This is a genomic window from Aliiglaciecola lipolytica E3 (assembly GCF_000314975.1).
Taxonomy (GTDB): domain Bacteria; phylum Pseudomonadota; class Gammaproteobacteria; order Enterobacterales; family Alteromonadaceae; genus Aliiglaciecola; species Aliiglaciecola lipolytica.
In genome coordinates, this window is record NZ_BAEN01000056.1 from 37,332 (window position 1) to 50,507 (window position 13,176).

Annotated in this window: 11 protein-coding genes; 3 read left to right on the forward strand and 8 right to left on the reverse strand. The window is 41.0% G+C overall.

The window, feature by feature from the left end; genetic code table 11:
- Window positions 1-4 precede the first annotated feature (4 nt).
- Window positions 5-265, reverse strand: a complete 261-nt coding sequence (gene ubiK / locus GLIP_RS13870; protein WP_040523013.1) for a ubiquinone biosynthesis accessory factor UbiK — start codon at window positions 263-265, stop codon at window positions 5-7.
- 166 nt (window positions 266-431) lie between these two features.
- Between ubiK and rep the strand changes: the two genes are divergently transcribed.
- Window positions 432-2,450 (forward strand): DNA helicase Rep, encoded by a 2,019-nt coding sequence (rep, locus tag GLIP_RS13875; RefSeq protein ID WP_008845282.1) that lies wholly within the window; start codon window positions 432-434, stop codon window positions 2,448-2,450.
- On the opposite strand, the gene GLIP_RS13880 is transcribed toward rep, so the two are convergent.
- Together GLIP_RS13880 and GLIP_RS13885 are read right to left on the reverse strand one after the other, a co-directional pair.
- Entirely contained in the window at window positions 2,421-5,054 is a 2,634-nt protein-coding gene (locus GLIP_RS13880) for a bifunctional diguanylate cyclase/phosphodiesterase (protein ID WP_008845283.1), read from the reverse strand. The genes rep and GLIP_RS13880 overlap by 30 nt on opposite strands.
- Before the next feature lie 50 nt (window positions 5,055-5,104).
- Window positions 5,105-5,503, reverse strand: coding sequence for a c-type cytochrome (locus tag GLIP_RS13885; protein WP_008845284.1), 399 nt, complete (start codon window positions 5,501-5,503; stop codon window positions 5,105-5,107).
- 319 nt (window positions 5,504-5,822) lie between these two features.
- Between GLIP_RS13885 and htpX the strand changes: the two genes are divergently transcribed.
- Window positions 5,823-6,695: a protease HtpX gene (gene htpX / locus GLIP_RS13890; RefSeq protein WP_008845285.1), complete on the forward strand. Its 873-nt coding sequence runs from the start codon at window positions 5,823-5,825 to the stop codon at window positions 6,693-6,695.
- 24 nt (window positions 6,696-6,719) lie between these two features.
- On the opposite strand, the gene GLIP_RS13895 is transcribed toward htpX, so the two are convergent.
- From GLIP_RS13895 to pckA, 3 genes are all read right to left on the reverse strand, one after another.
- Entirely contained in the window at window positions 6,720-6,938 is a 219-nt protein-coding gene (locus tag GLIP_RS13895; RefSeq protein WP_008845286.1) for a hypothetical protein, read from the reverse strand.
- A 74-nt stretch (window positions 6,939-7,012) separates the two neighbouring features.
- Window positions 7,013-7,267: a hypothetical protein gene (locus GLIP_RS13900; RefSeq protein ID WP_008845287.1), complete on the reverse strand. Its 255-nt coding sequence runs from the start codon at window positions 7,265-7,267 to the stop codon at window positions 7,013-7,015.
- A gap of 210 nt (window positions 7,268-7,477) precedes the next feature.
- Window positions 7,478-9,088 carry a phosphoenolpyruvate carboxykinase (ATP) gene (gene pckA, locus GLIP_RS13905; RefSeq protein ID WP_008845288.1) on the reverse strand — a complete coding sequence of 537 codons (1,611 nt, stop codon included), beginning with the start codon at window positions 9,086-9,088 and terminating at the stop codon, window positions 7,478-7,480.
- A gap of 276 nt (window positions 9,089-9,364) precedes the next feature.
- On the opposite strand from pckA, the gene GLIP_RS13910 reads away from it, so the two are divergent.
- Window positions 9,365-10,474 carry an NAD(P)/FAD-dependent oxidoreductase gene (locus tag GLIP_RS13910; protein WP_008845289.1) on the forward strand — a complete coding sequence of 370 codons (1,110 nt, stop codon included), beginning with the start codon at window positions 9,365-9,367 and terminating at the stop codon, window positions 10,472-10,474.
- Here the strand turns inward: GLIP_RS13910 and GLIP_RS13915 are convergent.
- Entirely contained in the window at window positions 10,452-11,162 is a 711-nt protein-coding gene (locus tag GLIP_RS13915; RefSeq protein ID WP_008845290.1) for a phytanoyl-CoA dioxygenase family protein, read from the reverse strand. The genes GLIP_RS13910 and GLIP_RS13915 overlap by 23 nt on opposite strands.
- A 261-nt stretch (window positions 11,163-11,423) precedes the next feature.
- A partial coding sequence (locus GLIP_RS13920) for an extracellular catalytic domain type 1 short-chain-length polyhydroxyalkanoate depolymerase (RefSeq protein ID WP_040523002.1) occupies window positions 11,424-13,176 on the reverse strand: 1,753 nt, incomplete at its 5' end.

Consider the following 13,176-nt stretch of genomic DNA (forward strand, 5'->3'; position numbering starts at 1 on the left):
TTATCTATTCAGTGTCTGGTAGACTAGATTGGCTCTCTAACTGCGCTAGTCTTGCTTCTAACGCTTCAAGCTTTTCTCGTGTGCGGATCAGTACCTGACTTTGCACATCAAACTCTTCTCGACTGACAAAATCAAGACGGCTCAGCTGTGACTGTAATACTTGTTTAACTTTCGCCTCTGCGCCCTCAGCCATGGTTTTAACGCCAGGAGGAATAGAGTCAGTGATTTGTTTCGCAATATCTTCGAGTTTTTTTGGGTCCAACATGAATAGCGCCTCCAAATGAAAACCTAATTGTAACGCAAACTCATTCATTGGTGTTGAACTTTCCTATTTTAAAAATGAGCAGGTTTATTGGTATTCCCGTTTAACTACGCTAGCAATTCGGTCGGTTATTTTTTACAATTCCCGGCCATTTCTCAAGAACATATCCATGAAACTCAACGACGGTCAAAATCAAGCGGTTAAATATATCTCGGGTCCTTGCTTGGTCTTGGCGGGTGCAGGCAGTGGTAAAACGCGGGTAATAACCAATAAAATCGCCTATTTAGTGCAGGAATGTGGCATTCCCGCCCGACAGATTGCAGCGGTTACCTTTACGAATAAGGCTGCGCGAGAAATGAAAGAACGTGTATCTCAAACCATGGGGAAAAAAGATGCACGCGGACTCAAAGTGTCCACCTTCCATACCATGGGGCTGAATATTATCAAATCAGAATTCCGCAGCCTTGGTATTAAAGCTGGTTTCTCACTGTTTGATGACAAAGACACCATGGCACTTTTAAAAGACCTGACTGAAGACTCACTTGATGGAGATAAGGAGCAGCTAAGCCTGTTACAGTCGTGTATATCGAATTGGAAAAACGATCTCATTTTGCCTGAACAGTTACAAAAGCGCGCGTTATCACCCGGGGAAGTGGAGTTTGCGAAGATATACCACGAATATCAAACCCATCTTAGAGCCTACAATGCGCTCGATTTTGATGATTTGATATTGATGCCAACGTTGCTACTGCAAAACAACGAAAATGTGCGTCAAAAATGGCAAAACAAGATTAAATATTTGCTGGTGGATGAATACCAAGATACCAATACCAGTCAATATGAATTGGTACGATTGCTGGTTGGAGAACGCGCCAGGTTTACTGTGGTTGGTGATGATGATCAGTCTATCTATTCTTGGCGTGGCGCACGGCCACAAAATCTAGCGTTATTACAGCAAGATTTTCCTAACTTAAAACTGGTAAAACTTGAGCAAAATTATCGATCTTCTGGACGTATATTACATACCGCGAATATTCTCATACAAAATAATCCACACGTCTTTGAAAAGCGCTTATTTTCAGAGTTAGGCTACGGTGAACCGTTAAAAGTGATTATTGCTAAAAACGAAGAGCATGAAGCTGAGCGTGTAGTTGCAGAGTTATTAGCCCATAAATTTATGCAAAATACCCAGTTTAAGGATTATGCGATTTTATATCGAGGTAATCATCAATCACGCCTTTTCGAAAAGATTTTGATGAGTAACCGCATTCCATACAAGATCAATGGTGGTATGTCATTCTTCGGGCGTACTGAAGTAAAAGATCTGTTGGCGTATATGCGACTATTGGTTAATCAAGACGACGATAACGCGCTGTTACGAGTAATCAATACGCCAACTCGCGGAATAGGTCGGGTTACGTTAGAAAAACTAGGTAGTTTTGCCAATCAGTTAGGTTGCTCAATTTTCGAAGCTGCCTGTCATCCGCAGTTGCATAGTGTATTAGCTGGAAAGGCACAGCAAAATATTGAAGCTTTTAGTCGCTGGATAGTTGAAGCTTCAGATAACGCGGTACGCGGCGATGGCATTGCCACTATCAGAGAAATGATCAAAGCCATGCAATACGAAGAGTGGCTTTATGAATCGAGTACCAGCCCAAAAGCTGCGGAAATGGCGATGGCTAATATAAGTACTCTATTTGGCTGGATCAGTGACATGCTCGAAGGTAATGAATTGGATCCACCAATGACGTTGCAGGAAGTCGTGAATCGTCTGATTTTGCGCGATATGATGGAGCGCAATGAAGATGCGGAAGAGTCCGACCAAGTGCAACTGATGACCTTGCATGCGTCTAAAGGCTTGGAATTTCCTTATGTATTTATGGTGGGCATGGAAGAAGGTCTATTGCCTCATCAAAGTAGCATTGATGAAAACAACATCGAAGAAGAACGTAGATTAACCTATGTGGGTATTACACGCGCGCAAAAAGAGCTCTTTTTCACATTGAGTAAAGAGCGTCGTCAATTCGGAGAAGTCATTCAGCCTGAACCAAGTCGATTCCTGTATGAGTTGCCTCAAGATGATGTTGTCTGGGAACATAAAAAAGTCAAAGATAGTGCCGAGGTTCGCCAGCAGAAAGGACAAACAGGTATCGCTAATTTAAGAAATATTTTGTCTAACCGGAAGTGAGTCTTGGTCTAAGATTGACTGCATACTAACAGGTGATTGCAAATAATGCCCCTGACCAAGGGTGCAGCCAGTTTCAATTAAAGCATTGTACTGCTCTTCATTTTCAATCCCTTCCGCTATCAATTTAAATGACAGTTGACTAGATATCGCTGTAACAGATTGAATTAAATTATAATTACGTTTGGAACGTGTGATTGACTTCACAAATCGATGGTCGATTTTGACGTAGTCAAAGGGGTAACTGTATAAATAGCTTAAAGAAGCCAATCCGCTACCGAAATTATCCAATACCAGAATAACACCTGAACGCTTCAACTTTTTAATGGCCGGAAGCATAAATTGTGCTCTGCGGTTTAGTTCATTTTCATCAAACTCAAATACTAAATTAGCAGGATCTATCTTTGCTTCTTGCACACGTTCAATGATTTGATTAACAAATCGACTTTGCGATAAATGGTTGATTGACAGGTTGATTGCAATCTTCTGGGTCATCTTTCCTTGTCCCACTTTCTGCCAGTGTTGCAGTATTTTTATCGCTTGGTCTAACATGAAATTATCAATTTCTAATGTTAGTCCACTCGTTTGTGCGACTTTCCAGAACTGCTCTCGTTTTATTTTTCCAATAGAAGGATGAACCCAGCGAATGAAAAATTCATGATAAAGAAAACTATTGGACTGGAAATCAATTACAGACTGAATTTGGCAATCAAAGTTTCCATTTTTGAGAGTTCTACGGAATTCATTTTCTAATTCCAATTCTTCTAATAATTTCTGACGCATACTGGTATCAAACAACACGAAGCGGCCACGGCCAAGCGCTTTAGCTTGATACATCGCGGCATCCGCATCGCGGATAAGTTCGTCAGCAGATTGATAGCCTTGCTCTACATTCGCAATACCAATACTTGCACCAGAATACATCTCCTTGCCTTCTAAGATGAAAGGTACTCCGATGGAGTTAATAATTCTATTTGCAACATCTTCAACATCACTGAAATCATCAAAACTATCGAGTAAGATAACAAATTCATCGCCACCCAATCGGGCTAAAAGATCATGAGCTCGTATACATTTCCCAATGCGTTTTGCTACCTCAACTAAGAACATATCGCCAGCATGGTGGCCTAGGCTATCGTTAATTTGCTTGAATCGATCCAAATCGATAAATAGCACAGCAAATTGGTGGTCAGGGTAACGATTTTTATTTGCTACTGCCAACTCTAAACGACTGTTAAACATAGCCCTGTTAGGCAAGTTCGTTAGGGAATCATGATGAGCATCATGAATAAGTTTTAATTCTATTTCTTTGCGCTCTTCAATTTGTTTTTTCAGGTACAAATTGGTTTTGTGCAATTCATCTGTGCGCTCTCGCACTTTTTGACTAAGCTGAAGATTGTATTTTTGTATCGACTCTGCCGCACGTTTCCGTTCAATAGCGACAGCTATATGGTGGGATACGAACTTTAATAGCTCTAAATCTTTGAGCGTATACTTGGTATCGTTTCCATAGGTTTGCACCGCAATAACACCTGAAATGACTCCTTCAACATATAGAGGAGAACCTATCCATGAGTTAGTATGTTTGATCATGTTATCGGCAGTAGCTTGATCTAATTCGTTTCTTGCTGCCAGTTCCGATACTCGATCTGCATCGATTAATTCTGCTTTTCCCGAGCGTAAGACAAATTCTGTTAATCCGTTGCTCAATGGTCTGGATTCAACTGTTCCTTGAATCTCATCACTATAATAAGGGAATTCCAAATAGCTTTGTTTATCGTCAAGTACCGCCACATAGCAGTTTGGGGCACTCAATAATCGAGCAAGAATATCATGCAAGCTGGCATAAAAATCTGACATTTCCCCTTCGATCGAAGCAGCTATTTCAGATATTTCAAATAACGCTTGTTGTAGCGACTCAACTTTTTGGCGCTCTAGAATTTCATCTTGTAGTTCGTCATTAATTTCGCGTAATTGTTTAGTCCGTTCACGTATTGTTTGTTCGGTTAGTTCGCGGCTTTTCACTCTGTCTAAAGCATTGACTATATGTTGTGAAACGAACAAAAGCAGATCTAATTCGTCTTTAACATAACGAACAGCTTTATCGTAACTTTGTACTACCATTGCACCAATTACGCGGTTCCCTCGCTTAAGAGGAACACCAATGAGATCGACTGGGGCTTTACCAATTGCTTTGAACTTACGTTTGGCAGATTCTTCTTCGAAGTTTTCTTCTGTTAAAACTAAATGTTGGCCGCTTTTCAGGATATAACCTGCGATACCGCCCATTAAGTCTTTGGTAGGAATTTGCTTAATTACACTTTCGTCAAATTGATCGACAAAATAAGGGAATTCTACGAACTCATCATCTTTTTCATATAGCGCAACAAAAAAGTTTTGCGCATTCATGAACTGTCCAATGATTTCATGAATAGCTACGTACAGGCGCGACAACTCACTGATCGAGCCAGCAAGTTCTGATATGTCGAATAACGCTCTTTGAATTTGCTCAGAGCGCTTATATTTTTCGGTTAGCTGCTGCAATTGCGGAATTAATTCCCGCAATTCTTCAACAGTTAGCTGACCTGTATTCAAGTGCTCAGTCAAATAATCCATTCCATCAAGTGATTAAAAACATCGAATCACGTAATAACAAATTAAATGCCTTCAATCATATAGTCTATTGCCGCTTTGATATCATCATCTGAACAATCACCACAGGTCCCACGTGGTGGCATAGAACCTATACCATTTAAAGCGTTGCTTAATACTTCATCAAAACCTTTTTCAAGTCGTGGCGCCCAATCAGCTGCATTATGCAATTTCGGTGCATTCAATACACCAGATGCATGACATGCAAAGCAAGATGCATTGTAAATATCTTCACCTGAGCGAGGACCAGCAGCTGCGCCTGTATCAGCTTTAGCACCAGCCACATGTACCGAACCTACTGGCTCTATGCGTGATTTAATATCTTCTTCAGACATGTCTTGCGCTTGTACAGCAAACATCAACAGACTTCCAACTAACACGCTCAACAACGCTTTTAATTTCACAATAATCTCCAACGACCTAAATTTAAATTTTGTCTTTAACAAAGAATAACAAATTATAGCGAGATATTGATACTGAACAACAATTTACTTTGCAATATCTCCTTTTACATTGGTGATTTGGGAATTTTTAGCAGTTAATGGGCTAATCCATGAGAAGCTCATTGAAATAATGACCAAAAAAATAGTCTTAATATTTGAATTCATTCTATTGCAGATTTTTTTAATGGTCCCATATTGCTAGAAATTAAAGAATTTATGTCACCACAACTTTATTGTGTCTAGAATAAAAAGTGGTGATGATGAATTAAAGGAGCGATAAATGTTAAGAATATTTCTATTTTTAGGTACCAACATTGCCATTATCGCACTGTTAAGTGTGACCTTCAGTCTTTTTGGTTTTCAGGGATTATTAGCTGAGAACGGTGTCGACTTAGATTTGACCGCATTAATGGTTTACGCTGCGGTAATTGGCTTTAGCGGTGCGTTTATTTCGCTATTTCTTTCTAAGTTTATGGCTAAACGAGCCATGGGTGTGCATGTTATCGAACAGCCTACTGATTCAACTCAAAGATGGCTTGTTGAAACGGTACGACGTCAAGCGGAAATGGCCGGTATTGGTATGCCTGAGGTAGGGCTTTTTAATAGTCCGTCACCCAACGCGTTTGCTACCGGATGGAATCGAAATAATGCCTTGGTTGCTGTGAGTACTGGCTTACTTTCACATATGAATAAGAATGAGGTTGAAGCTGTATTAGCTCACGAAGTTAGCCACGTTGCCAATGGTGATATGGTAACCATGACTCTGATTCAAGGTGTTGTGAACACGTTTGTCGTATTTCTTTCCAGAGTCATCGGGCATGTCGTTGACAGGGTAGTGTTCAAGGTAGAAAGAGGACATGGTCCCGCATTTTGGATAGTGTCTATTGTTGCTGAAATTATTCTGGGCTTTTTAGCTATGATGTTGGTCATGTGGTTTTCTCGCTACAGAGAATTTAGAGCGGATGAAGGCGGTGCAAAATTAGCTGGAAAAGCTAATATGATAGCCGCGCTTGCCAAGCTGAAAAGCTTTCAAGGAACGCCCGATATGCCTGACGAAATGGCTGCTTTTGCCATCAACGCAGGTAAAATTCAGAAGCTTTTTTCAAGTCATCCGCCCCTTGAGAAGCGAATTGAAAATCTAAGAGCTGGTTAATTCCAGCTCTTAAATAAAGCACAGTTAAAACGCAAAGCTTGTTTGGACTTTTCGCTTTAGGTTGTTATCGCCATTTTTTGTTTTGGCAAGGGCTCTCAATTTATCTAAGCGATTAACAAGGTTGTCATATTGTTTATCGCGTTGTTCTTTTTCTTTGCTTTGTTGATAAGCTAGCTGTTGCTGCATTTCATTACGGCTAGACTCACAAAGTGTATTGCGTAAAGTAATCAATTCAGCTGTCATAATATCCTCCTAACCATAACTGTGTTTTTATACAGTATAATGTTGGTTGAATATTAGTCAAGTTTTTGAGTGATTTATTTGTTTGAAATTTGAACTGATTGTTTTTGAAGCTCTGCTTCTCGTTTGACTAAAATAAACGTAATCACCATTTTGGTCGGTAGCGATAGCACCATTCCTATTGCAACGCAGGCTGCGCTAATGATCATTCCTTGTACGCCCATTTCTTCAATTGTTTGGTTAAATAAATGCAAATAGATCCCCAACAATATCAAACATAAACCACAGCACATCACTATTTTTAGCAAGATCAACACGCGTTCGTTCGTCATACTTTAGTATTCCTTAGGTTGATAAACGTAGGCTTTTTTCAATATTGGTATTACATCAGTATCAGAAGTTTGCGTTTTGATCTGGGTCAGTTAACTGCAGATTAAAGGAGGGAAGGGAGCCAATCGTTAAAAAGGCTTCCTATTAGAAAGCCTTTTAGATATTCAGTTAGTTTTTGTGTGGATTAATATCTACAGACAAACAATCTGAGTTTATAATTTAGGACCTGCTTCACAAATTGCTTTACCTTCGTCATTATCAGTGAACTTAATAAAGTTTTCCGTAAACAAGGTCGCTAATTTGGTGGCTTTTTCGGTCCACAAGTCAGGCTGTTCATAGGTGTCACGCGGATCCAGCAAATTTTCTTCTACACCTACGAGTTGTTTAGGTATAGATAGATTAAATATTGGAAGGTCAGTCATTTCGGCCTGGCTAATCGAACCGTCTAATATCGCGTCGATGATCGCACGAGTCGCTTTAATTGAAATGCGTTTGCCGCTGCCGTTCCAGCCAGTATTGACTAAATAGGCTTCTGCACCTACAGCGTTCATGCGTTTTCGCAGAACCTCTGCATATTTAGTTGGATGTAAACTTAAAAAGGCTGCACCAAAACAACTTGAAAACGTCGGTGTGGGCTCGGTTATGCCTCTTTCAGTTCCTGCTAGTTTGGCAGTGAAGCCAGACAAAAAGTAATACTCAGCTTGTTGCGGAGTTAATTTAGCAACTGGAGGGAGGACGCCAAATGCATCCGCTGTTAAGAAAATTACTTTGGTAGCATGACCTGCTTTTGATATAGGCTGGACGATATTTTCAATATGATCTATTGGATAAGAGACTCGAGTATTTTCAGTTTTAGAATTGTCATCGAAGTCTATTTTTCCATTCTCATCAACTGCCACATTTTCTAGCAAAGCATTGCGGCGGATTGCTGCATAGATCTCAGGCTCTTGTTCTTTGCTTAGCTTAATGGTTTTGGCGTAACAGCCACCTTCAAAGTTGAAGATTCCATTATCATCCCAACCATGCTCATCATCACCAATTAATTTTCTGTGTGGATCAGTGGAAAGTGTCGTTTTGCCGGTACCTGATAAACCAAAAAATATCGCCACGTCATCATCTTTACCTACATTGGCACTACAATGCATCGAAGCAATACCTTTGAGGGGAAGTAGATAGTTCATCATTGAGAACATACCTTTCTTCATTTCTCCACCGTACCAAGTTCCCCCTATAATCTGAACTTTTTCGGTAAGATTGAAAGCAACAAAATTTTCTGAATTTAAACCGTGTTCTTTCCATAACTTGTCAACGGTTTTAGAACCGTTTAGTACCAAGAAATCAGGTTCATAGTCTTCAAGTTCTTGCTCTGTTGGTCGAATAAACATGTTTTTAACAAAGTGTGCTTGCCAAGCCACCTCTGTAACAAAGCGCACTTTTAAACGCGTATCCGCATTTGCACCGCAAAATGTATCCACCACAAACAAACGTTTAGCTGACAATTGCTGAGTTACGGTTTGTTTTAATTGATCCCATACTTCGGTAGAAATGGGTTTATTATCATTAGTCCCTTGATCTGACCACCAAACTGTATCCCTTGTCGTGTCATCCCGCACAATATATTTGTCTTTGGGCGAACGACCAGTAAATATACCTGTGTCGACTGATACCGCGCCTAGTTCAGTTTCAATACCTTTTTCACAACCAGTTAAACCGCTTTTTGTCTCTTCGCTAAACAAAAACTCATAAGATGGATTATGAATTATCTCCGTGGCATTCAAAATGCCGTTTATATCTAAATATTTGGTTATTTTTTCAGTATTCATTAACGATTTTCCGTAGGGTTTTATGTTTTTTTATTATTATTTTTATTTTAATTAGACTAACTTCGTTATTAAAGCTAGAACCCCTAACACTAAAGGGTCTAAGAGCTAAAAACTAGCGTTTGTTTGCACTCGTTAGAAAAAAACCTGATTAGGTATAAAAAATTGCCGATCCAAATAAATTAATGGCATGTAAGTATTAAAATTATGGTTGTAGTAATGAAATGCCGCTAAGGTCTGTAAGGTGTAAAATGAAATCTAGACAGTAGAGGTAGCAGATTGGTTGAATCAGTTGAATGTGTTGTCATTGGCGCTGGCGTCATAGGGCTAGCAGTGGCCAGACAAATGGCGTTGTCTAATATAGAAACCGTTGTATTGGAAGGCCAAACACAAATTGGTACTGGAATAAGCTCGCGCAACAGTGAGGTGATTCACGCTGGTATTTACTATCCTCCAAACTCGCTAAAAGCCAAGTTGTGTGTCAAAGGTAATAAGATGCTGTATAGCTATTGTGATGATAAAAATATTCATTACCAACGCTGTGGCAAACTGATTGTCGCTACATCAGACACGCAGCAAACTAAACTGCAAGAGATCCAACGCAAGGCAATTGCCAATCAGGTTGATGATCTTCAATTGTTAAGCCAACAACAAGTCAATGCTTTAGAGCCTGAAATTCGTTGTAATGCAGGTCTTTATTCACCCTCTACGGGGATTATTGACAGCCATGGGTTGATGCTAAATTTACAAGGTGATATTGAGAGTGCTGGTGGAGCGATAGCTTTGGGAAGCCCGGTTGTTAAAGCGACATGCCAAGAGCAGGGCATAACTTTGCATGTAGGCGGTGAGCAACCTTGTGTATTAAAAGCCAAATTTGTGATTAATTGCGCCGGCTTACACGCGCAACCTTTAGCGCAGCGATTTGCCGGGGTGCCTGTTAATACCATCCCTCCTTTGTATTATGCTAAAGGTAGTTATTTTTCGTTGTCCGGTAAATCACCTTTTTCACACTTGATTTATCCGTTACCGGAAAGTGCAGGGTTAGGGGTGCATTCCACATTAGATTTAGGTGGTGGAGTCAAGTTTGGTCCTGATGTGGAGTGGGTCGATCGCTTGGATTATCGTGTTGATCCTACGAAAAGCACCGAATTCTATGCAAAAATCAGAGAGTATTGGCCATCTTTAAAAGATGACAGTTTGCATCCCGCGTATGCTGGCATTCGCCCTAAACTTCATCCGCAAGGGGTAACGGCCCATGACTTCATGATACAAACTGCTGACACGCATGGAGTCAAAGGATTAGTTAATCTATATGGTTTTGAGTCACCGGGACTGACTGCATCATTGGCCATAGGCGAAGAAGTTGCTAACGTTCTACTAGCATCGTAGAAGTAGAAAATTGGTAGCGCATATTGCGATAAACGCAGATATCAGTGATCCCTTCAGGAATGCCTTTTGGTATTGCCCTGAAATTAGTCGAAACCCGCGATTGGTTATTAACCGGTTTTACCCGGTGCCAACAGTGACCATGGATTAATACTAAAGTGCCTGCTTTGGGCGCAAGAACCACTTGATCTTCAAAATCTTCAAATAACTCTCCAGTAGTTATTTCACCGCTAAGATGACTTTTGGGTTTGATTACCACGTGACCACCTACCTCATCATTAACATCCATTGTGTACACCAATCGATTCAGGTTAAATGATTGCTGATCTTCGGGCGGACAATCTTGATGCCATGCTTGACCTTTGGATTGGGGCTTTGACAGCATGACCATGCATTGTTGGGTTTTCCAGTCAGCTCCCAAAATTTCTTCGGTTAAACTTTTTAATTGTGAGTTTTGCTCGATCTTGTCAAATTGAGTGATGCCATCGCTTTGTGGAAACCAGGGAATTACCTCTGCTTTAGATTTCTCGATGAAATCGGCATCATGTAAATACTGTGGAGAATCGGAAAAGTGCTCTAGAATAATCGAGTGCAATTGTTGCATCACTTGGGATTCAAAGAAATTGGGTAGCGCGACAAAACCTTGTTGCCAAAATTCTTCTGCAATAGCTTCAATAGTGTCATGATGCATAACGATGTCCTTAGTGAGCGAGGGATAATATCTACACTCAATATTGGTCGACTTATGCTCAGTTTTCAATCCATCCAGCGCCGCTTCATCTCTTAAATTGGACCCGTTTACCGATTTAGGCTAAACCTAATCATCACTAGTTATCTTTCGTAAGGCATTATCTTTTACTAAAAAAGCCAGAGGGTAATGATAAACACCTCTGGCCAGTTTACATTGAAATACTTTTAGCTATTTATAAACTTTCTCGATAAAGAGTACCGACTAAGGACAACTTCCTACCGACCATGTTTGTGCATCACTGCTATGCAATGTGGTATTGCCCCAAGTAGAACCTGCCATAGCATCATCACTGCCCTGTGCGAAGTAGTTTGGCGAATAAGGATTGCCGCTGCTATAAGCTCTACCTGCTGTTTTATGATAATAATTATAGGTTGTGAACTGTTCACAGGTTTGGCTACCACCGTCACCGCCGTCACCGCCGTCTCCACCACCTGAACTGCTACAAGCCTGAACCGGCCCAGTACAACTGGCATCATCATCTTGCCACTGACACTGCTGCGCTGTAGTGGCTACTTCATTAAGTTTGAATGCATTAGAGCTGTATTCTAAATAGCAATTTGCATAGTTTGTATAATCTAATCTGCCTGCATTGATGTGTTGGTCTAACGTGGCGGTTTGTCCTGCATCAATGGTGAACGTAACGGATTCACTCGACTGCAGATTCGTATCATCGCTTGCGGTTATCGTTGCGCTTTGTTGGCCACCGGCTAAATTACACGCTTGTGCACTAAACAAATTGCCTTGGACTTGGGCTGTTTGATTGCCATTTGCAAATGCAACGACAACACTGGTCAGATTCTGATTAACATCCACAACCTTTCCGGATACGGTTGCGCATTGGCTATTCACTGTGGCAATTACTTCACTTAGATTTGGTGCCGTGGCCGGTGGCGGTGGACCCACTCGGACCGTACTTGTTGCCGTTTCAGATTCAGTTCCTTGATCGTCTGTTGCCACTGCTGAAACTGTGTAGAGCTCATCAGGTAAACTAGCACTTGTAACAGTAAAGTTATTATTGGTTAGGGTTTGTGTACTTAAAGAATAGGTGTTCCCCACAGAATCTTCTAGTTCAAAGTCAACTTGTACAACCTGTCCATCGATGTCCGATACAGAACCCGTAATGACAATAGTACTATTGTTTTCCTGTGTATTAAGTACGTTCACAACAGGGGCTTCATTGCGGCTGACTCGTTGATTATTGTCCGCAAAAAATTGGCCTAAGTACATAGCATAATTGATTCCGGCGCCACTAATATAAGAACCACTTGCGCCTTGCCCACCAGACCACGAGTGGTCAACACCATTTAGCCATAACATGGATACGCGGTTGTCTTGCCATAGAGTTTCATCGGCCGTTCTGCCCGCCAGATTTATCTGTTGACTACCGGGAATTTGAGATACGTTGTAAACGCCTGCCATGCCTTGCGCGTTTTGCTGGTTATAACAACTGTCTACGGTGGTATCTGCATCCCCATGCGCTATAGACGCAATTTGCGTGTCGAAGTGAGATGCAAACGATCCTGCATACGATTGACAGCGGCTAGCAACATTGGCTGTCTCGCAACTTCCTAAGGCCCCGCTGGAACTAGTGCCGATACTTGGCCCTGCGCTAATGCCCATGCCAGCAAAAACATCAGGTGCGATACATGCTGTGGTATTTGCAAAAGAAGCGCCTGAAGAAAGGCCAGAAATATATACCTGATCATCATCAATGTTGTAGGCTGAGTCACTGCGTAACGCAATGGCTAGATTGATTAGATTTTTATAGTCGCCCGCAGTGCGTGATTTTGTGCCTTGCCAATAGGACCAGCAGCTAAAGCCTGCTTTATTCATTGCATCTGGCACCGCTACTACCATACCGTATGTTTCTGCAGCAACTTCAAGCTGTGCATTTAAATAGGCGTCGATAGATTGGGTACAACCATGCAGAACTATAAGTAGAGCTCTACCTTGA